We start from the raw sequence: 20,925 nt of genomic DNA, 5'->3' as shown, positions 1-20,925 counted from the left end.
CACAACGCATAAGTTGCAATGTTATAATCGCTATCTTTAATTATTTTTATATTGTGATTATGTTTGTTTATCTTGATGGTTTGCTTTTAGGTTTATCCTTAATTATCGCTCTAGGGCCGCAAAACGTCTTTTTGATTAAACAAGGCGCCCTAAAAAATCACGCCATTCTTTCCGCCGTCATATGCTTTATCTGTGATTTAATTTTAATTTGTTCGAGTATTGCCGGCTTGCATGAATTGTTGCTCGTACGCCCCGTTCTACAAATCTGGATGATGCTGTTAGGCACAGGATTTTTACTTTTTTATTCTGCAAAAGCGTTAACCAATGCATTTTCAAAGTCAGAAAAAAATACAGAAAGCACCTATCAACCACGTACCAGAGCCCAAATCATTCTCCTCGCTTTAGGGTTTAGTATACTGAATCCCCATGCGATTATTGATTCTCTAGTCATTATTGGTGGCGGCAGTAGTGGATACCCCCATCAGGAACATATTTTCTTATTAGGTGTGCTTACTTCAAGTTTTATTTGGTTTAGTTCATTAACATTTACCGCGCGATATTTTTCAGATGTATTAACTAAAGCGACTGTGTGGAAAGGAATTGAGCTACTTAGTGGTGTATTGATGGCCTTGATAGGGATTAAACTGGGTACTGATTGTTTAAGCTTAATTTCAGAGATGATTGGAAAATCGATTTAGTAGAAAGGGCCAATCAGTGTGTCGCCAATTGACCCAGTGGAATGACACATAGCAAGTCCAACCTCGCAGCGTGAATATCTCATAACCCCTTATCCATGTCAACCAGCAAGTGAAGTGCCTGAGAGAGGAGTAAGAATAACTGGATTGTGCGCACGCGCCGCATCAATAAGGCAGTAGCGTTTAAGAGGTCCCATTGTTGTTCCAACTCACTTCGGTTAAACTCAAGCTTTCATGAATATGAGCAATACATGTTTTACGGCGATACCATCCAAGAAACGCGACAAATGTTTTTTTCCAGTTGGGAAAAATACCAACATAAAAAATTGTTGTCACCTTTAGAAAATGAGATTGTACAAGTGATATTAGCCCATCCTGAATACCATAAGATACTAGAAAATCAGGAAAAATTTCAGCAACAATCTTATTTCCCAGAATCAGGAGCCCCCAATCCATTCCTGCATATGGGACTTCATCTTGCAATCAGAGAACAAATAGTTACTGATCGCCCTGCCGGCATTCACGACATCTATAAAAATTTAATCAAAAAATATAATGATTCTTTAGAAGTAGAACATTTAATGATGGAGCAATTAGCCGAATGCATGTGGCTTGCGCAAAAAAATAATATTCCTCCCAATGAAATTCATTACCTACAAGCATTAGCAAGCCTTTGAGTTAGTTTACTTATCACCACATTGTAGCTTGGTTGCTTGCAACCAGGATTGAATAATTCAGCCATTAAGAAGAGATGACTCCATTCCCGGTTGCAAGCAACCGGCTACCGGATGTCATCGTGCTGCTCCATTTGATATTCAAGGATATCTCCAGGCTGACAATTTAGATAAGCACAAATCGCCTCCAGTGTTGCAAAGCGTATCGCTTTCGCTTTACCATTTTTTAAAATAGACAAATTCGCTTCAGTAATGCCTATTGCCTCAGCCAGTTCCTTCAGCCTGCACTTGCGTTTTGCCATCATCACATCCAAATTAACAATAATAGACACGAGCATCTTCCTTAGATTGTTAATTGCGTTTCAGATTTTAGTTGATGGGCTTCTTGAATAATCCAGGAAGCCACCAAAATAATAAACGCAGTAATTAAAGTGGATGCATTTGCTGAGTTCAAGGTAATACTAGCAAAACGTTCTCCTTTAGGATTAGTAAAGGTGAGTGCTGCGGTCATTAATGGCTGATAAAACAACTGCACCAATTCCCCCACAATCATATAAATACTTACATGTTTAATTAGCTTGATATTTTCCTCTTCAAATAAATATCCTTGTTCAAAAAGTCTGAATAATTTAGCCAGCTTATGGCAAATTAAAATTGTAATGGTCATCGGCATCCATTCAATGGCCAACAGGATACAGCGATGCAGCCAAGAAAAATGAGCCGGATCACGAATTTGTTCAGCAGAAATCACCGAAGACCAAGCCCCTATATGACACATCCAATCAAATTTTAAGAGGATCAAGAATGTGGTCGCTAATGGAATAAGCCAACAAAGAGTACGAAATAATAAATAAAGTACATGGCTTGTGTTTTTTATTTTTTGCATGGTCAATATCCTGTAAGTAATAATTAGCAAGGATTATAACCAATAATTATTGTTTATCAATAATAATATATTTAATTTTAGATATTTTTTATTGAATATCAAGCTCTGAATGTACTATCCATGTTCTGTGACATTCAATTCACACTTTTTTCCACGTCAAAAACGACACAGGGCTGGGTATCTTAGTAAAGATCAGTTAATATGGTGCATTAAATAACAAATCTATGCTCTCTGTATGACTGATAAAGAAAAAACAACCCATTTTGGTTACTCTACGGTTTCCTGGGGTGAAAAAGAGAAAAAAGTAGCTGAAGTTTTTCATTCTGTAGCAAAAAACTATGATGTGATGAATGACTTAATGTCTTTAGGAATTCATCATCTATGGAAACGTTATACTGTTGCCTTAAGCCAAGTACATCCAGGCCAGTCTGTCTTAGACTTAGCAGGGGGAAGTGGCGATTTGACACGATTATTATGCAAGAAAGTTGGGGAAACAGGCCGTGTTGTTCTTACAGACATTAATTCGGCCATGCTGCATGTAGGGCGTGATCGTTTATTGGACGAAGGGTTATACAAAAATATTGATTACGTACAAGGTAATGCCCAATGCCTTCCTTTTGCTGATAATAGTTTTCATTGTATTACCATGGGTTTTGGTTTGCGAAACGTCACCGATAAAGAAGAAGCCCTGCGCTCCATGTATCGTGTATGCAAGCCCGGCGGGAAAGTGATGATTCTTGAATTTTCCACGCCGACATTTCCTGGCTTAAAACCAATTTATGACTGGTATTCGTTTAATATTTTACCTAAAATAGGAGCATTTATTGCGCAGGACAAATCCAGTTATCAATACCTTGCTGAATCCATACGCATGCATCCAGATCAGACGAAACTAAAGGAAATGATTGAGTGTGCGGGATTTGAAGACTGCCACTATGACAATCTCAGTGGAGGCATAGTTGCCTTGCACATTGCCTATAAATATTGAGTGCATTATGTTAAAAAAATACTCCTTAAAAGCGCTTCAAATAGCCATTAATAAAGCCACCAAACTGGATGAACAAATGCCAGTCAAGCTAAAATCGCTTGATAACAAAACGCTTGAAATGATAATCAGCCCTTTAAATGTTAATTTTTTCATTCTATTTAAAGATGGCGAAATCATTTTGCTTGATCGCTGCGACAAAGAGGCAGACACCGTAATTCACAGCAATCCTTTGGGTTTAATCCGTCTCAGTTTATTGCCCGCATCGAAAGCTCGCTCTTTATTTAATGATAAAATCCGCATGACTGGAGACACGGAATTAGGGCAGCAAGTAAAAAAGCTATTTGATGAAATGGACATTGATTGGGAAGGCCATCTGGCTCATTTTACCGGCGATGTGGTGGCACATCAAATTGGTTCTTTTGTGCGTAAGGGATTATCATTCAAAAAGAAAATTGATGAGTCCATGCGCCAGAATATGTCCGAATACCTCCAAGAAGAGCTACGCGTCATTCCTACAAAATATGAATTGGAAGATTTTTTTGCAGAAGTCGATGAGTTATCCTTACGCGTTGAACGCCTACAAGCCCATGTCAATCAACTAATAAGCCGCTATGAAATCAATTAAAAAACTCATTCGTCTTATTCATATCAACTACATCCTAGCGAAAAACGGGCTGGATAATGTGGTCGTATCATTAAGATTGTTTGCACCGCTGCGCTTCATTGTTTATTTAAATCCTTGGAATTGGTTTCGCAAAGAACATTTGACACATGGCGAAGCCCTGCGTAAATCATTGGAAGAGCTTGGGCCTATTTTCATCAAATTTGGGCAAGCACTTTCCACTCGCCCCGATATTTTGCCTCTAGATATCGCTCTTGAGCTGAGTAAATTACAAGATAAAGTACCTCCATTTCCCAGCGAACAAGCAATGGCTATTATTGAAAAAGCCTATGGCTTATCTCCCTACGAAGTCTTTGCAGAATTTGATCCCATTCCCCTTGCATCAGCGTCTATGGCGCAAGTCCATGCAGCAACCCTGAAAACTGGTGAAGACGTGATTGTCAAAGTTCTGCGACCTAATATGCGCCGCATTATTGAGCAAGACTTGAGCATTATGCATACTATAGCCAAATGGGCAGATCGCTACTGGCCTGAAATTAGGCGCTTAAAACCTAAGGAAATTGTCACAGAATTTGAACACACGCTACTTGATGAGCTGGACTTATCAAGAGAAGCCGCAAATGCGGCGCAATTAAGACGAAACTTTGAAAATTCACCCATTTTGTACATTCCAGAAATATATTGGGACTATTCTCGCCCCAATGTAATGGTACTAGAGCGAATTCATGGCATCCCGGTATCAGATATTAAAAGTTTAGAAGCACACGGAGTAGATATAAAAAAGCTTGCTGAACGTGGCGTAGAAATTTTCTTTACGCAAGTATTTCGTGACTGCTTTTTTCATGCAGACATGCATCCAGGGAATATTTTTGTCTCCTATAAAAATCCCAAAGAGCCACAATATATATGTATAGACTTTGGCATCATGGGCACTTTAAATAATAACGATAAGCGCTACTTAGCTGAAAATCTTTTGGCCTTTTTTAATCGAGATTACCGACGAGTCGCCGAATTGCATGTTGAGTCCGGATGGGTTGCGCGTGATACGCGTGTTGAAGAGTTCGAAAGCGGCATTCGTACGGTATGCGAACCCATTTTTGAACGGCCCTTAAAAGATATTTCATTTGCACAAGTGGTATTGCGTCTTTTTCAGGTTGCACGACGTTTCCATATGGAAGTACAACCACAACTCATTTTATTGCAAAAAACCTTGCTGGCTGTAGAAGGGCTAGGACGTCAACTCTATCCTGAATTGGATTTATGGGCTACTGCTAAACCTTTTCTTGCAAAATGGGTAAAAGATCAAATAGGCCCCAAAGCATTTCTCAACCAATTAAAACAGAATCTACCCTTCTTTGCAGAACAGTTACCGCACATGCCCAAACTGCTTTTTGATTATCTAGAGCTTAAAAAAGAAGAATTAATAATAAATAAAGAACGCGCCAACGCGCAGCCAGAAAATGAAAAACCAGCAGTACAATGGAACAGCATTGCACTTGGTGCGGGGCTTTCTTTCCTTTTAGTTAGCCTCTTAGACTATTTGCATCTTATCCATCACAAACAGCTCGCTCCGCTTACTCTAACTGGAGCCATTCTAACGGGGCTGTTTGTACTTATTAACCGTAACGCGAGGAACTAACATGGGATTAAGTGGTATTAGCCCTCTGTCTTTATTATTAATTCTAGTCATTATCATTGCTCTTTTTGGCACCTCCAAATTGAAAACCATAGGTACTGATCTTGGTGAAGCTATTCGAAACTTCCGCAAAGCTTTGAATGAAGAACAAAGCAATGAGCCCGCAAAAGAGGATAATAAACTCTCATGAGCGGCGGTGAGCTTCTTGTCATTTTGATTGTTGCTTTCATTGTATTTGGGCCTAAGAAGCTTCCGATGCTGGCAACACATTTAGGATTACTAGTAAGAAAGTTTCATCAACTTAAAGCACAGGCTGTGGCACTCTGGCAACAGCAACTTGATGTACTGCAATTGCAAGAAAATCAGCGTAAAGCCAAAGAAGCAGATGAGCAGTATAAAAAGGAACAATCATCCTAAATTTTAGTTATGCGTCAGAGAAAGTGGATAATGCAACCACTGTACTTACACTAACGAAATTGTTTTGAGGCTACAACAGATTTATTTTAAATCTTATTGTTTAATTTTTATGATATTTTTTTGCCATAATTAATCATTTTAGCGAATGATTTCCATATAAAGGCTGTAAGCTACTTACATGCAATGAGTGTATCTCATTGTAGCCTCATGAAATCTGGATTTATATGCAAGATTGTAGGAGCACACACAACAACAAAAATGCATCATCGTAGGATTTGAACATATATATTTAAATACTCGTTAAGAAGCTTATAATAGATTTATGAATTGTAATCTGAGTATAAGCATTGACACTTATCCTACATCTCCCACTTGACTGAGGGGCGTAGAAAAAGATTAAGCAGCCGTAACCATATTGCCCCGGGTTACAGCTTCGCTTTCGCTCAGGCTACAAGATAATGACTTTATAGAGACAAACTCATGAGTCTTCAAAAAAATTTATCTCAAGATGCAGCCCTTAAATTCATTATTCTTACGGGTATTGTAAGTCTCTTTGCAGATATGACTTATGAAGGAGCGCGCAGTATCACCGGCCCATACTTAGCATTATTAGGGGCCAATGCTGCTGTAGTTGGCTTTGTATCAGGTTTTGGAGAGTTATTGGGTTATGTACTCCGTATGGTTTCAGGTTATCTTACTGATCGCACACACAAGTATTGGACCATTACTATTTTAGGTTATACCCTTAATTTATTAGCCGTCCCCTTGTTAGCAATAACAGACCAATGGTGGTTTGCTGCCACCTTGATTGTTACTGAGCGTATAGGTAAAGGAATTCGTACCCCGGCTCGTGATGCAATGCTAGCTCATGCAGGACACCAAAAAGGAATGGGTTGGGCTTTTGGCTTACATGAAGCATTGGATCAAACAGGTGCGATGTTAGGTCCTTTGATTCTTGCCCTGGCACTTTATTTTAAAATAGGCTATCAGTATTGCTTTGCCTTACTCTTAATCCCCGCATTATGTGCCTTAAGTACTTTATTGCTCGCACGCTGGCTCTATCCACGCCCTCAGGATTTAGAGGTACACCACGATACACTTGAAGTGGCGGGCATGGGTATGAATACCGCTTTTTGGTTGTATTTATCTGGAGCAGCACTCATAGCAGCAGGCTATGCCGATTTTCCTTTAATCGCCTATCATTTTCAAAAAACAGGTCTTTTATCTCCACTATGGATCCCAATTTCTTATGCAATAGCAAAAGGATTTAACATAGTAAGTGCTCCATTACTTGGCCATCTTTATGATCGTTATGGTTTTATTATTTTAGTTATCGTTTCTTTTTTATCGTGCTTTTTTGCACCTTTAGTCTTTTTGGGCAATGCCAGTCTGGCTTTATCAGGAGTTATTTTATGGAGCATTGGTGTATGTGCTCATGAATCACTGATGCGGGCTATAGTTGCAGGCATGATACCCAAAGAAAAACGAGGTTCAGCTTATGGAGTGTTCAATACCGGATTTGGCATTTTTTGGTTTTTGGGGAGTGTGGCTATGGGTGTACTCTATGACATTTCCATTTCTGCACTGGTTATCTTCTCCATTGCAATTCAATTGTTGGCATTTCCTTTCTTAGGTATCGTTATGAGCAAATTGAAAAAATAAATACCTCTATTTTTGTGCTGCCAATTTTTGCAAATGCTCGCCTGCTAACCGAAACTGCAGCAAATCGGTTCGCGGAGATGCCCCTATAAATTCAAAGAACTCAATTCCTTTCTTATTCCAGGTCATTGTATGTCCTTCCATGCGACAACATTCTTTCTCGATTGCTATGTGGGCAAGATTTGACAACAATGCAGAACCCAAGCCATGGTTACGATAGAGTTCATCTACAAATAGCTCTTCGACATAAAGAATGGGGGCTGCTTCTGAGGCGCAGTAGGAAAAGAAAAATAAGGCATAACCAGCTGGCTTTTCCTTATATTCAGCCAGTAAGACATAAAAATACCTCGTTAGCCCAAAACCATGAGACTCTATTTTATCTAGAGTCAAATTGACTTCTTCCGGTTTTTTGCGCTCATGTTCCGCCAATTTGTTTACTAAAAAAAAGATTTCTTCTTTGTCTTTTTTCTTAGCAATGCGAAAAGTAAACTCCATTTGCTACTCCTTTCCACCATACAATCTTAGTCAAAACGATTTACTGGTTGATGACAATAAGGGGCTTTATGATGTTTGGCATAATAATCCTGATGGTATTCTTCTGCCGGCCAAAATGTTTGTACTGGAAAAAGACGGGTAGCCACTTGATAACCTCTTTTTTGCAGCATTTGCATTAAGGTTTCCGCTTCTTCTAATTGTTCTTGATTGTAATAAAATACAGCACTTTGATATTGCTGGCCTATATCAGGACCTTGTCCCGATTTTTGTGTAGGATCATGAATTTCAAAAAAGCGTTTCAGAACCTGATGGTAATCGGTCTTGGCCTTATCATAGATAACCCGTACGGCTTCGTAATGCCCTGTATCACCTTGACACACCTGCTCATAACTTGGTTCTGTAGTAATACCCCCAGTATAGCCCGCCTCAACGCGAAGAACGCCGGGGATTTGCTTTAAAAAATGATCCACGCCCCAAAAACATCCACCAGCCACAATCGCTTCTTCAGTATCTAAAACCAGGTTGGATGCTACAAAATCAATGGAGGCTGAATTAACGCAATGACGCAAATTCTTTTGCGTAAAATATTCGCCAGTAAAGACATGCCCTAAATGGGCATCGCAACGCGAGCAGAGTATTTCCATACGCCTGCCATCGCTATCTGGAATCTGTTTCACTGCATGGACGATGTTATCATCAAAACTAGGCCAGCCACACCCTGAGCTGAATTGACTTGACCCACGAAATAAGGCCAAACCACAGCGTCGGCACAAATAAGTGCCGATAGTCATAACCGAATTATAAGACCCAGTGTGAGGATACTCTGTGGCTTTATCGCAAATTATCCTTTTTGCTAAAGGAGTCAAACTGGCTGTTTTATCTAGATAATCGTCCATAGCTTACCTTGGTTGCGCTTGACAAATTTTGTCTGCTAAATAACCCACCGCCCCTGCATAATAAATGGAATTATTATAATGCAAAATCATCTTGTAATTAGGGAAGGTTAAGAAGGTTGGCCCACCTAATGGTTGCACGATACTACCTTGCAGATTTTGATAAGGTAACGGTTTACCATCTTCTGTTCGCACCCCCATAGCATTCCAATCACTCACAGGTTTGACAATGGTTTTACCCTCCATTGCCATATCAAATTTACGCGGTAACTTGACTTGGATTGCCCATGGCTCTCCGGTTTGCCATCCATTTTGCTTCATGTAATTTGCAATTGAAGCAAATACGTCGGGTTTGCTTCTCCAAATGTCTTTTCGACCATCGCCATCATAATCCACAGCATATTTAACCCAACTCGAAGGTAAAAATTGTGGCTGCCCAGAGGCGCCAGCCCACTCCCCTTTGAAGTCAGTCAAACTAACGTGTCCTTCATTCAGAATACGTAAGGCAATAAATAACTCTTTACGGAAAAAATCTTTACGATTGGAGTCATAAGCAAGCGTCGCTAAAGCTTTCACAACGGGAAAATTCCCCATATAAGTACCATAGCTCGTTTCCATTCCCCAAAATGAGACGATAAAGCAAGGATTTACCCCATATTGTTTGGCTACTGCTTCCAATACTGCCTGATTCTTTTTATATTCCTTGCGTCCTATAGTAATTCTATAGGGATCGACGCGTGTGCTGCGGTACTTCATAAAGGTAAGGCGATGTTCTGGCTGCGAACGTAAAAGTCCTTTAATTTGATGGCTTGGCTCATGGATCCCTGCAAAGGCTTCATCAAAAATCTCTGGTGAAATCCCTTTTTGCAAGGCCTCTGTTCTGACTTCTGCAACCCAACTACTCCAATTCTGTTGTGCAAAGGCAGCATGATGTACTAGAACACATGCGATAATCGCAAGTCCCCATTTTTTCATAGCCCTTCCCCCTGATTTTTTAGTTATCGAACTGCCATCTTAATATAAGATAGACCATTTATCTTAAAACCGTAGTTTTGACATTTATTGTAGCCTGGGTGCAGCCAAGGCTACGTATCCCAGGCTACCAAGTTAAGCGATTATACCTTGAGTATTACAACGCTTCCATAAATGCTGTTAAATCAGCTTTTTCGTCTTGAGTTAACTGCAATTGCAAGACTAAGTTAAAAAACTCAACTGTATCTGCCAGAGTTAACAAGCGACCATCGTGTAAATATGGTGGAGAATCTTTTACTCCTCGTAGAGGAAATGTTTTGATTGGTCCATCGCCAACTGCTTTTATACCGTTAATCAACTGTGGCTGGTAGAATTTTTCTGTCTGTAAGTTATGCATGGTGTTGTCAGTATAGTACGGTGGTGTATGGCAAGTGGAACATTTTGCTTTACCAAAGAATAATTCTTGCCCACGTAATTCTGCAGGACTTGCTTTGGCGGGGTCCAGTTTGCCTTCCCAATTCAATTTAGGTGCTGGAGGAAAATCCAGAATTTCTTGGAATTCCGCCATGAAGTGAACTTGACTACCGCGCTCCAGAATATTGACTCCTTTTTTAGTGGCAATAACAGGATCACCATCAAAATAAGCTGCTCGTTGCTCAAACTCCGTAAAGTCCTCAATCGTTTTTAATGCACGTTGGGAGCCGAACAATCTTTGAATATTCACACCGCGTAAAGTCGGGGTATCGATGCGATGACGAAATTCTTGAGGTCTAGCATCACCTGCCAAATGCGTTGCTTTGTTCGTATGCCCATTGGTATGACAATCAAAACACGCCACGCCACGACTTGGTCTTACGGAACGTCGGTCTTCGGTTTGGTTAAACTGCTGTTGTGGGAAGGGCGTAAGTAATAAACGTAATCCCTCGATTTGTTTCGGATTCAATATCCCATTAAATAATTCATAATAGTTTTCGAGTGTGACCACTTTACCTTGTGATACATCACCAAGATCGGGCCTTGTTGTCAGAAAAATCGGCGCAGGGTAAGGAGGTAAAAAATGATCCGGAATATCAAAATCCAAATCAAAACGGGTCAGATCGCGATCTTCTTGTTTCTTAATTTCATCAATAACAAATTTGGGAAATAACATCCCTCCTTCAGGATGATTGGGGTGCGGTAGCGGTAAAAATCCTTGTGGGAATAGGCCTTTTTTCTTAATATCATCAGGACTCATTTTCGCGAGCTGGTCCCAAGTAACCCCTTCCGCAAGCTTCACGCGAACACCTTCTTGTATCGGTTTACCGCCAGACATCGTCACCGTTTTAGACGGGTTATTACTCAAGTCATAACGCCGTTTTAACAGTTCTTGTTGACGCGTGTTGATCGCCTCTTTGGCGCTACTCATACGCTGCAAAATACTCGCAAAAGTCTCGTGAATCACTACCGGCATATAACTTGAAGGGACTTGGGCATTATTTGAAGACGCAGTTTGTGGCGAGGCAGAATCAGCAAAAGAAAAAGAAATAAAACCTGATGTTAAGACCAGCACCCACAAAATTTTTTTAACCATATGCAAGTCCATTTAATGATAAAAAGAATTTTTCATCATAAGTTACTTATAAATTCAGTGCAATAGAGAGATAAATTGTGTACATGTAACCTGGATGCTGCGTAACGGAACCTAGTTTGGCAACCCATTCTTCCCCGGGTTTCGTTACGCTAACCAGGCTACGAACATAACGCTCAAGCATTACTCGCTACGCAAAGAAACTACCGGTTCTAATTTTGCAGCGCGTCGTGCGGGATAAAAACCAAAGAAAATTCCGGTGGCGGCCGAAACTAAAAAACCCGCTATCGGCGGAAGAAGATAGATTGAAAAATTCCAATCACTAAAATAGGCCAAAATACGTGTAAAAGTTAGCCCTAAAAGCACGCCAAGAATACCACCCAGTAAAGAAAGCATGACTGATTCGACTAAAAATAGCGCTTGAATCTCACTATTTTTGGCACCAACTGCTTTACGGATACCAATTTCTTTTTTTCGCTCACTGACTGAAACCAACATGACATTCATCACCCCAATGCCACCAACCAGCAATGAAATGCCACCAATGACCCCCAGCAATAAGGTAAAAATGTGCCCTTGATTTTCCATACTGGCAATAATTTGTTTGGCACTACGCGAGAAAACGCTCAGCTTGGGGGCTATCGAACCAACAATTTGTTTTATTTCCTCAATCACCTCATCTATAGGGCTATCAGGTTTCAACTCCAACACCACATTATTTACCTTCGCATCCTTACTGACGAGATTAATTCCTGCCAAAGGAATAATGGCAGCCTGATTGACATCTTCATTAAAAAAGCCATTTTCTTTCCAAGGCTCAGCCACACCGATGATCGTATATAAGGATTGTCCTATGCGTAATTGTTTGCCTATGGGATCATCAAAACTGATCTCTTGAATTTGCCGTGCCAAACCCGCACCAATCACACAATAATGTTCATAAGATTCAACAAAAGAAACAAAATGGCCGGCCGCTAACTTAATATGCACAATTTTCGCCAAATGCTCATTCGCGCCAATGACCGCTCCTTGCATTTGTTTTCCCTGAAAACTTAAAGGTTGATACGCTGTACTATAGGGCGCCATATCAATAATAGAGGGTATGCGTTCAGGTAATTGTTCCCATTGCGCCGCAGAAATTGATTCCATGCTTCCGGATTTGTCAGTCGTTTTTGGATAAACAGCAACCGCCAATAAATCGGTACCTAAGGCCTTGAATTGCGCTAATGCTTTTTCCGTAGCAAGCTGACCACTACTAATTAAAGCAACAACCGCAGCAGTACCCACCAAAATGCCTAAAACAGCTAAAAAAGAACGTAATTTGGCAGCGGTCAAATTAACTAAGGCTTGCTGACAATGTCCAGCAAAATTCATGATGCAGTCTCCGCCATCACAAAACCATCCACAAGAGTGATTTTTCTCTGACACAATGCAGCAACCTGCTCATCATGGGTAATCATAATGATACTACGTCCCTGAGCATGCAAACTTAAAAATAAATTCATTACTTCATTACCGGTACGTGAATCAAGAGCACCGGTAGGTTCATCCGCCAAAATCACTTGTGGTTCCGTTACCAAAGCACGAGCAATCGCAACACGTTGTTGTTGTCCACCTGATAATTGTGTGGGTCGGTGCTGTGCATATTGATGCATCCCTACGCGCTCTAGGGCAACAAGAACTCGTTCCTTAATTTCTGCAGCGCCCACACCGCGATAAACTAATGGCAATGCCACATTTTGCATGGCACTAAATCTTGGCAATAAATTGAATTGTTGGAAAACAAATCCAATGTTTTGATTGCGTAACTCGGCTAATTCATCGTCAGTCAATGCAGCAACATTACGATTTTTCAATAAATAAGTGCCAGAATCTGCTTTATCCAGAAGGCCCATAATATTCATCAAAGTCGACTTGCCTGAACCAGAGGCACCGACTATAGCCAATAAATCGCCTTCATATACGGTAAGCGATATTTCTTTTAAAATCGTCGTGCTGATTCCCTCTAAGTGGTAGGTTTTAATAATATTAGACAGCGCCATTAATGGCTGCTGAGTCTTGGTTGCATGACGCCCATCCAGCGGTTTCAATGCAGGATTTAAACGTTGTTTCAGAGCACGCATATCCCCGTCTAACTCAGAAACAGCGTTTTTATCGCGACTTATAACGAGATCACTCATAAACCACCACATCACCGACCTTTAAGCCGGTCTCGACAACCACTAAATCTGCTTGCGCAGCGCCTGTTGTAATCACGCGCTTTTCACTAGTACCTGGCTTAGTTTGTAGCTGCACGATGCTTTGGCCTTTTTCACGTTTTATGGCAGCAATAGGTATCAGCAGCTGTTTGCCATTATCTACGCTTAATTCTATGGATGCACTCATACCTACTTTGATCCAACGTTGTTGTTCGGGAGTTAAGTTTCTAACCTCAACTACTGCGGTAAAAAAAGGCAGCCCATTGCTCGTTGACGCTTGTGCATTCACGGTAACCAACTGTCCTTTTAATTGATATTTACCAAATGCAACACCGCTTACTGTAGCATTCATGCCAGTTTGAATCTGAGTGATGTCAATTTCTGGGACATCAATTTCGACGTGGATCCCAGATAAGTCACCAATTAAACCAATAACTTGGCCCGGCTTTACGGTAGTTCCTACAGTAACTCGCGCACTTTTATCCTCACCGGCTTTAGGTGGGTACAGCAATACTCCTTCATTGGGTGCTTTTAAACGAATCATATTATGATTTGCGGCCAAAATGTTTTTTATCTTATCGAAATCAGCCAAACTTAAAGCAGATAGATTTTTGGGGCCATTTTCATCAAGTTTTTCCAACATTTCCGTCAACTTACGCGTGGTTTGCATTAAGGTAACCCGACCAGTATCCACATTGGATTTTTCACTCATGTAGTTATTTTTGGATAATAAGCCTGCATCCCATAAATCCTGAGTTCCAACAAATTTGGCCTTTGCTATGGTATAACTGTCTTTAGCTTTTAAATATTCAGTTAAAGTGTCATTAAATTGCCTTTGTAACTCAGTTGAGTTAAGCGTTAAAATGATATCGCCTTTTTTAACCAACTGCCCATAATGAAAATTCATTGTTTCAACCACAGCTTCAATTGGACTGGCAATTGTATCTTCATGCAAAGGCTGAACCGTTCCGGTAAAATGCAAGGTCTTATGCATGGTTTGTTCTGTAACTTTATACTGGTGTAATGCGACCGTTTTTTGCTTTTCACGATGCCCACATGAACATAAAAGAAATCCTATCAATAATAAAATTATAAGTTTTGACTTGTTGAGATACCTATTCATCCACCATACCTTAATTTAATTTGCCAATGCTCCAACGTTGTTCCCAAAGTCTTTTGCAGATTAGATATCTGATTGAGATATGCAATTTTTGCATTGATTAACCCAGACTGCGCTTGAATCAGCTGATTTTGCGTGTTATTTACATCCAACGCACTGGATATGCCTGCCTGTTGTTTTTTCTTCTCCAATGCATACGATTGCTCTGCCAGCTTCACTTGTTTTAGCGCCAATTGATAACGTTTTGCCAAACTATTTATGTTGTTAATCGTATTGGTTATATTCGTTATTAAAGCGCGTTTTGTAGCAAGTAAATTTAAACGGTCTTTTTCCAAGCGCACTTTAGCGTTAATTAATTGGCTGCGCCGACCAATATCATGCAAAGGCACAGTTAGGGTCAAACGAGCAGCCTCAGTGAGGTTATTTCCATTGTAAATTCCACTAATACCTCCATTAACGCCGGTCACATCATTCACAACCCCACTTTGCACATTGGCTGACACATCCAATTGCCAGAGTTGTTGATTCTTAGCTACTTTATAGGCACGCTCATCAGCCCGCAATGTCATTTTTTGTGCTAAATAAATCGTATTATGGCTTAAAGCTTGATCAATAGATTGCTGTAAATTAGGTACTGTGAGTTTTTCTAAAACAACATCGCTAGGAACTGAGATGTGCATTTCTGGGTCAAGGCCTATGGTCTGTAAAAGATCCTGCGATGCCGTTTGAAAATCATTTTCCGCCTGTTCCACCATTAAACTTAATGACTCGATTTGATAGGATTGCTGAATATTACCAGTCGGTTCTAATTGCCCCGCTTTTATTTTTTTCTCATTAATTTCATAAGACTTTTTGGCCTCTTTTAGCTGCAAACGCTGATTTTGTAAATTATTCCCACTCAAAATAAGCATGCGATAAGCCATAAGGACTTGTGTGATCTGATCTGCCACTGACTGTTGTAAGTTTAATTTGTTTAACCACTCATTATCTTCTGCATCTAAAAGTGCTGCCTCGTTGACTGATTTCCCAAACCCCCGCAATAGGGGCTGGGTCAAGGAAAAATTCAAGGTAGGATTGTAATTATTATTTTCAGAGACGTTATTATTTATCGATAAATTGGCTTCAGTACCGAGTTTTGTTTTCAAATTAAATTCGGGGCTGGCGAGCAGAGTATGCGTGGTATCGGTACCCACACCATTGAACTTGCTTTTTTGCAACACGCCCGAAGCACCTAAAGCATATTGTAATTCAAACTGATTGTGCGCCAGGCGCAATTGATAACGTTGCACAATGCGATCCAGTTCCACATTTTGAATATTGGGGTTGTAACGTAAAGCCAATAAAATCGCATCCCTTAGACTCAAATGATGAACTTTTTTATTACGTGCGGCAGGAGAAGTGGGGAGCTCTATCCAGTTATGTAACATAAATTCAGGATTTTTTATTGCTTGCTGCAGCCGCTCTTCCGCTTGTTTTACTTGTAAATCGTCATTAACTGGAATTGACCAGGCATTAAAGCCTAAGAGGAGGCAAACTAAGAAAAACGTAATGCCCTTTCTGTTCCCCAAAACATACCGTGACCTGAAAGATGCAGCGATGGAGTGCACATTTTTTAGTAACATCATTTTTTATTCCAGACTGCAAATCGCTGCATATCCTGCAAGCGTAATGCAGTTAATTGGCCACCCCAAAGACATCCGGTATCTATTGCATGAATTTTAGGATTAGGACATTGCCCCATTAAAGCGGCCCAATGTCCAAAAACAAGATCCACATCAAGTTCTTTACGATGCGGTACCTCATACCAAGGATAAAGATTTGCGGGCGCCTGAGCAATAGTTCCTTTATAACTCAACTCAAGCTGCCCTTGTGCATCGCAAAAACGCATACGTGTAAAATAATTAGTAATCACCCGCAGTCTGTCACTTCCCCTGAGACCATCAGACCATATATTGGGTTGATTGCCATACATCTGCGACAAAAAATCGCGATAATGTTCACCAGCAAGTACTTCTTCAAGCTCCTTGGCAAGCTGTACCGCCTGTGGCAAGTCCCACAAAGGACAAATTCCCGCATGACACATAAGCACATGCAGCTCTGGGGAATAATATAAAATGGATTGTTTTCTTAACCAATGCCCAAGAACTTCAGCATCTGCAGCATGCATTACTTCCTGCAAAGTATCATCATGTCCTTGCCATGGTCTACCACCAAAGAGCGAAGCAAGCAGGTGTAAATCATGATTGCCAAGGGTGATGCGGGGCGTAACGGGTAAAGAACTCACAAAACGTAAGACAGCCAAAGATTCTGGGCCTCGATTCACCAAATCACCAACAAACCATAGGCGATCTGTTTTATCGTCAAAATCTATGAGTTCCAATAACCGTTGTAAAGGTTCATAACAACCTTGCACATCACCAATTGCATAATCAGGCACCGTTCTTTGCTCCTGGCCTAGGCGTATGTCCATCATGGTCAACGTCTTGCCATTTCCCTGCCGCATCCAATTTTTGCAATGAATTAGTCAACCCACGGCTTTGTTGCTGGGTAAACTGACTGCTAAATTGTGCTTTATGAATCAATTCCGTGGCAGACATAGATTCTACTTTTCCGGTATTCATTTGCATTACTTTTACTGATTCTGGTAAAGCTAAAGCATACTTAGAAAATACAATTCCGGTTTCCATTTGATTTTTTGTTTCAAATCGGCTGAGCACACCACCATCAGCAGCACGAGTATGTAAGCCTAAGGATAAGAATCCATTTTGGGCTGCTTGCCAATTTTTATATTCAGGATGTTCACGTACGAATAATTGATACATTTCCGCACACATTAGCATACCACCAGGTACCATAAACAATGGCGCTTTATTAATCATAATTCGGCCTTCATCCAAGGCTTTTATCATCCATTGGATAAATTCCATCCCCATTGCTTGTTCTTTTTCTAATAAACTTTCAGGCTGACCACCAGAAAAAGTACCTGCACGGTAACGACCCCCGCTATGAGCCGCAGTGCCCCTCACCATAAACTCAAGTAAATAACGCTGGATGGCAATCGCTTCTGCACGAATTAAAATGGCACCTAAAGTCCCGGCCGAACGCTCATCTTCATTTAATAAAGCAAGCCATACCGAGAGAACTTCCGGATTAGATGCTAACCAGGCAAATCCACTGGCTGGCATAAGGGCTCTTGCCAACAATAAATTGAGACGACGTCGAAATTCTATTTCGGGCTCTTTTTCAAACTCGTAAAAGTAATAAACGCCGGTATTACTCATATTCTCCAGCAAAGGATTCCATTCTTTTAAAAATTGACCGTTCGCGTCATAAAAACTAACACGGTAATCAACAAACAATTTGCCTATACCTTGAAGAATTGCTGCGGAAAAAAGCGCATATTGCCAAAGCTTTTGTTCTTCAGATAATAAATCAGGCTGATCCTGCAGCATGAACTCCTGAAAAAGACTCAGTGCCGCTTCGGTACGGTTTAGCGCATAATCGATGAGTCCACCTTGCTGTGAATAATAACTATTTGATGTTTCAGGTAGGTTTTGACAATAACTGGCTAAATTATTAATCAGCATGCCGCACAAACTATCATAGCGCGCAGTTTCCAGACCAGATAACATTCTAATTTTTTTGAGCAATGTCTGCCGCTTATCTTCTGATAAAATAAGATTCGCATTCACAATGCGGGTTAAATCTTTTAAGGATTTACCTTGTGAGGACAAAGAACCCTTACGCTGACGTTGACGGTGAAACAAGGCCATCTCCATAATAATTTAATAACTCCAAATTGAAAAATTATGTCCATGATGATTAATTTTACACTAATTGGAAATAAATTTCGCTAGTTGAACATATTCCGAAATAGAAATTTGTTCTGGTCTTTTACTTCCATCAATTCCCAAAGTGCTCAATTGCTCAGCCGTTATTATCCCCTTTAAATTGTTATTAAGCGTTTTTCGGCGCATAGCAAATGCACTAGCCACTAGTCGCTCCAACTGCGCTTTAGAAACTTCTTCAAAGGGAGAAACGCGATGGGGTATAAGACGGACCACCGCGGAATCTACTTTGGGCTGTGGATCAAATGCTTCCGGGGGAACATCAAACAAATAATCCACAGCACAATGATATTGCAGCATCACCGTTAAACGGCCATAGGCCTTACTACCTGGCTCTGCTGCGATACGCTCTACCACTTCCTTTTGCAACATAAAATGCATGTCTTCTATAGATGATGTAAAGCGTAATAAATGGATTAACAAAGGTGTGGAAATATTATAGGGTAAATTACCTACCACACGGAGTTGGGAGCCAAATTGGCTGTAATCAAGGGTTAATGCATCAGCGGCAACCAAACGCAATTTCCCCTGCGCAATAGCCAGATCTGCAAGATATTTCTGTAAATCGGTATCGATTTCGACAGCGGTTAAATGATTTAAACGCCGCAACAATGGTTCAGTTAACGCACCCAAGCCTGGACCAATTTCCAGCATATTATCTTCTGCTTGCGGATTAATTGCTCGTACAATGTCATCAATAATGTGCCGATTTTGTAGAAAATTCTGGCCAAACCGCTTGCGTGGGCTATGCCTCACCTTAGTTCATCCCATAAAGTAAAAAGCTAATTATACCGTGCATCCCTAATAAAAAGTAGCCTAGGCAAGCAAAGCAGAGTCCTGGTTTTCCATAACTCCGTTCACAATCGGTTGTAAAATCCAAGCGCAAATTGATATACCCAAGAAAATCCAAAATGCTATTTTTAGCCTATCACTTTTTTTGCGTTTCTTGGGTATAGCATAAACTTATCAATTTGGTGTAAAATTCGGCCACTATGAACAAGGCTGGAATAATTATGGCTTATAGAAAAATGTTAAAATCAAAAATTCATCGTGCTTGTGTCACAGAAGCCGATTTGGACTATGAAGGAAGCATTACAATTTCTCCAGAGCTTCTTAAAGCAGCAAATATATTGCCTTATGAAGCCGTCAATGTATGGAACATTACTGCCGGCACTCGCTTTGAGACTTATGCCATCACTGGCAGACCGGGATCTACGGAAATTTGCGTTAATGGCGCTGCGGCACATCTGGTAACTCCCGGAGATTTAATTATTATTGCCTCTTTTAGTCAAGTATTGGAAGAAGACTGCGCCAGTCTAGTTCCAACCGTGGTTTTTGTTGATCAGTTTAATCGTTTAAGAGAAATCAGACCCGAAAAAATTGGCGTTAAAAACAAAGAGCTTGCTGAGGCTTAAAAACGCCCTCATCCACCCTAGCAGGCACCTTCTCCCCATGGGGAGAAGGGAAATTAATATACATAAAAAAAACTCATGCTCAATCATCTCATAGAATTACGCCGTCGTGGATTACAAACTCTAATTTGGTTTGGCAGCTTATTTTTTATTTTCTTTTTTTGGGCAAATGATTTATTTCAGGCCTTAGTTAGCCCACTATTGCATACGCTTTCATCGCAAGAGGGCTTAATTGCTACGCAAGTCACCTCACCCGTATTTACCCCACTCAAGCTCGCTGCGGATGCAGCAATATTACTAAGCGCCCCCATTGCTTTATTTCAATTTTGGCGTTTTATTAGTCCAGGCCTTTATCGAAGAGAACAAACGACACTGCGTATTGCTCTAATCTTCAGCCTCTTACTGTTTCTTGCTGGGGTGTTGTTTTGTTTTTATTTGGTACTGCCATTTATGTTTCATTTTTTTGCCCACGCCTTGCCTAAAGGAGTGCGCTACATGCCTGATATGACCTATGCATTGGATTTCATCACTAGAATGCTCATGATCTTTGGACTTTGCTTTCAGGTACCGTTGATTTGTTTTGTCTTAGTGCGCTTAAAAATCATTGAAGTGATGACACTCAAAAAAATCAGACCTTATGTCATTGTTGCTGCTTTTATTGTAGGCATGTTACTAACTCCCCCCGATGTTTTTTCGCAAATCATACTCGCCGTACCACTTTGCTTGCTTTATGAGGCAGGAATTATTCTCGCCATTTATTTAATTTAGCCCACTGCGCATTTTTTTAAATAAATTAGATGCCCGCTTAATGACCAATCAATCATTGTGCTTTATAATCGCCCG

At 40.5% G+C, this 20,925-nt stretch carries 23 protein-coding genes; 10 read left to right on the top strand and 13 right to left on the bottom strand.

Annotation, left to right across the window (positions count from 1 at the left end):
• The first annotated feature begins 59 nt into the window (after nucleotides 1-59).
• Together Lste_RS13815 and Lste_RS13810 are read left to right on the top strand one after the other, a co-directional pair.
• Nucleotides 60-698 (top strand): LysE/ArgO family amino acid transporter, encoded by a 639-nt coding sequence (locus Lste_RS13815; RefSeq protein ID WP_058511499.1) that lies wholly within the window; start codon nucleotides 60-62, stop codon nucleotides 696-698.
• Nucleotides 699-946: 248 nt separating this feature from the next.
• On the top strand, nucleotides 947-1,372 hold the full coding sequence (locus Lste_RS13810) for a DUF1841 family protein (RefSeq protein WP_058511498.1): 426 nt from the start codon (nucleotides 947-949) through the stop codon (nucleotides 1,370-1,372).
• A 104-nt stretch (nucleotides 1,373-1,476) separates the two neighbouring features.
• Here Lste_RS13810 and Lste_RS13805 read toward each other — a convergent pair whose 3' ends face one another.
• Together Lste_RS13805 and Lste_RS13800 are read right to left on the bottom strand one after the other, a co-directional pair.
• On the bottom strand, nucleotides 1,477-1,701 hold the full coding sequence (locus Lste_RS13805; RefSeq protein WP_058511497.1) for a helix-turn-helix domain-containing protein: 225 nt from the start codon (nucleotides 1,699-1,701) through the stop codon (nucleotides 1,477-1,479).
• A gap of 11 nt (nucleotides 1,702-1,712) precedes the next feature.
• Nucleotides 1,713-2,255, bottom strand: a complete 543-nt coding sequence (locus Lste_RS13800; protein ID WP_058511496.1) for a DUF2975 domain-containing protein — start codon at nucleotides 2,253-2,255, stop codon at nucleotides 1,713-1,715.
• A 235-nt stretch (nucleotides 2,256-2,490) separates the two neighbouring features.
• Here Lste_RS13800 and ubiE point away from each other — a divergent pair, with 235 nt between their 5' ends.
• The 6 genes from ubiE (at nucleotide 2,491) to Lste_RS13770 (ending at nucleotide 7,580) form a co-directional block, all read left to right on the top strand.
• Nucleotides 2,491-3,243, top strand: coding sequence for a bifunctional demethylmenaquinone methyltransferase/2-methoxy-6-polyprenyl-1,4-benzoquinol methylase UbiE (gene ubiE / locus Lste_RS13795; protein ID WP_058511495.1), 753 nt, complete (start codon nucleotides 2,491-2,493; stop codon nucleotides 3,241-3,243).
• Between the two features lie 7 nt (nucleotides 3,244-3,250).
• Nucleotides 3,251-3,868: a ubiquinone biosynthesis accessory factor UbiJ gene (locus Lste_RS13790; protein WP_058511494.1), complete on the top strand. Its 618-nt coding sequence runs from the start codon at nucleotides 3,251-3,253 to the stop codon at nucleotides 3,866-3,868.
• Complete coding sequence (ubiB, locus tag Lste_RS13785) at nucleotides 3,855-5,504, top strand: ubiquinone biosynthesis regulatory protein kinase UbiB (protein WP_058511493.1); 1,650 nt, start codon at nucleotides 3,855-3,857, stop codon at nucleotides 5,502-5,504. Before Lste_RS13790 ends, ubiB begins: the two co-directional genes overlap by 14 nt.
• A gap of 1 nt (nucleotide 5,505) precedes the next feature.
• Complete coding sequence (gene tatA / locus Lste_RS13780) at nucleotides 5,506-5,691, top strand: twin-arginine translocase TatA/TatE family subunit (protein WP_058511492.1); 186 nt, start codon at nucleotides 5,506-5,508, stop codon at nucleotides 5,689-5,691.
• The gene (locus Lste_RS13775; protein WP_058511491.1) at nucleotides 5,688-5,918 is read left to right on the top strand and encodes a Sec-independent protein translocase subunit TatA/TatB; all 231 of its coding nucleotides are present in this window, start codon (nucleotides 5,688-5,690) and stop codon (nucleotides 5,916-5,918) included. The genes tatA and Lste_RS13775 overlap by 4 nt, the downstream gene beginning before the upstream one ends.
• A 480-nt stretch (nucleotides 5,919-6,398) precedes the next feature.
• A complete protein-coding gene (locus Lste_RS13770) occupies nucleotides 6,399-7,580 on the top strand; it encodes an MFS transporter (RefSeq protein WP_058511490.1) in 1,182 nt (393 codons plus the stop codon).
• A 6-nt stretch (nucleotides 7,581-7,586) separates the two neighbouring features.
• Here Lste_RS13770 and Lste_RS13765 read toward each other — a convergent pair whose 3' ends face one another.
• From Lste_RS13765 to rsmA, 11 genes are all read right to left on the bottom strand, one after another.
• Complete coding sequence (locus tag Lste_RS13765) at nucleotides 7,587-8,072, bottom strand: GNAT family N-acetyltransferase (protein WP_058511489.1); 486 nt, start codon at nucleotides 8,070-8,072, stop codon at nucleotides 7,587-7,589.
• Nucleotides 8,073-8,098: 26 nt separating this feature from the next.
• Complete coding sequence (locus tag Lste_RS13760) at nucleotides 8,099-8,968, bottom strand: bifunctional methionine sulfoxide reductase B/A protein (protein ID WP_058511488.1); 870 nt, start codon at nucleotides 8,966-8,968, stop codon at nucleotides 8,099-8,101.
• A 3-nt stretch (nucleotides 8,969-8,971) separates the two neighbouring features.
• A complete protein-coding gene (locus Lste_RS13755; RefSeq protein ID WP_058511487.1) occupies nucleotides 8,972-9,940 on the bottom strand; it encodes a lytic murein transglycosylase in 969 nt (322 codons plus the stop codon).
• A 154-nt stretch (nucleotides 9,941-10,094) separates the two neighbouring features.
• Nucleotides 10,095-11,507, bottom strand: a complete 1,413-nt coding sequence (locus tag Lste_RS13750) for a hypothetical protein (RefSeq protein ID WP_058511486.1) — start codon at nucleotides 11,505-11,507, stop codon at nucleotides 10,095-10,097.
• 180 nt (nucleotides 11,508-11,687) lie between these two features.
• Nucleotides 11,688-12,878 carry an ABC transporter permease gene (locus Lste_RS13745; protein WP_058511485.1) on the bottom strand — a complete coding sequence of 397 codons (1,191 nt, stop codon included), beginning with the start codon at nucleotides 12,876-12,878 and terminating at the stop codon, nucleotides 11,688-11,690.
• On the bottom strand, nucleotides 12,875-13,546 hold the full coding sequence (locus tag Lste_RS13740; RefSeq protein ID WP_058511743.1) for an ABC transporter ATP-binding protein: 672 nt from the start codon (nucleotides 13,544-13,546) through the stop codon (nucleotides 12,875-12,877). Before Lste_RS13740 ends, Lste_RS13745 begins: the two co-directional genes overlap by 4 nt.
• 130 nt (nucleotides 13,547-13,676) lie before the next feature.
• Nucleotides 13,677-14,825 (bottom strand): efflux RND transporter periplasmic adaptor subunit, encoded by a 1,149-nt coding sequence (locus tag Lste_RS13735; protein ID WP_058511484.1) that lies wholly within the window; start codon nucleotides 14,823-14,825, stop codon nucleotides 13,677-13,679.
• On the bottom strand, nucleotides 14,822-16,447 hold the full coding sequence (locus Lste_RS13730) for a TolC family protein (protein WP_058511483.1): 1,626 nt from the start codon (nucleotides 16,445-16,447) through the stop codon (nucleotides 14,822-14,824). The genes Lste_RS13735 and Lste_RS13730 overlap by 4 nt, the downstream gene beginning before the upstream one ends.
• The gene (locus Lste_RS13725; RefSeq protein ID WP_058511482.1) at nucleotides 16,444-17,259 is read right to left on the bottom strand and encodes a symmetrical bis(5'-nucleosyl)-tetraphosphatase; all 816 of its coding nucleotides are present in this window, start codon (nucleotides 17,257-17,259) and stop codon (nucleotides 16,444-16,446) included. The genes Lste_RS13730 and Lste_RS13725 overlap by 4 nt, the downstream gene beginning before the upstream one ends.
• Nucleotides 17,252-18,601 carry a TraI domain-containing protein gene (locus tag Lste_RS13720; protein ID WP_058511481.1) on the bottom strand — a complete coding sequence of 450 codons (1,350 nt, stop codon included), beginning with the start codon at nucleotides 18,599-18,601 and terminating at the stop codon, nucleotides 17,252-17,254. Before Lste_RS13720 ends, Lste_RS13725 begins: the two co-directional genes overlap by 8 nt.
• 54 nt (nucleotides 18,602-18,655) lie before the next feature.
• Complete coding sequence (gene rsmA, locus Lste_RS13715; protein WP_058511480.1) at nucleotides 18,656-19,426, bottom strand: 16S rRNA (adenine(1518)-N(6)/adenine(1519)-N(6))-dimethyltransferase RsmA; 771 nt, start codon at nucleotides 19,424-19,426, stop codon at nucleotides 18,656-18,658.
• Between the two features lie 257 nt (nucleotides 19,427-19,683).
• Here rsmA and panD point away from each other — a divergent pair, with 257 nt between their 5' ends.
• Nucleotides 19,684-20,085, top strand: a complete 402-nt coding sequence (panD, locus tag Lste_RS13710; protein ID WP_058511479.1) for an aspartate 1-decarboxylase — start codon at nucleotides 19,684-19,686, stop codon at nucleotides 20,083-20,085.
• A gap of 75 nt (nucleotides 20,086-20,160) precedes the next feature.
• Nucleotides 20,161-20,850, top strand: coding sequence for a twin-arginine translocase subunit TatC (gene tatC, locus Lste_RS13705; RefSeq protein ID WP_058511478.1), 690 nt, complete (start codon nucleotides 20,161-20,163; stop codon nucleotides 20,848-20,850).
• Nucleotides 20,851-20,925 lie beyond the last annotated feature (75 nt).

Origin of the sequence: Legionella steelei (assembly GCF_001468005.1) — a bacterium.
GTDB classification, from domain to species: domain Bacteria; phylum Pseudomonadota; class Gammaproteobacteria; order Legionellales; family Legionellaceae; genus Legionella; species Legionella steelei.
The sequence above is the reverse complement of the archived record's forward strand: the minus strand, read 5'-3'. Positions and strand labels throughout refer to the sequence as shown.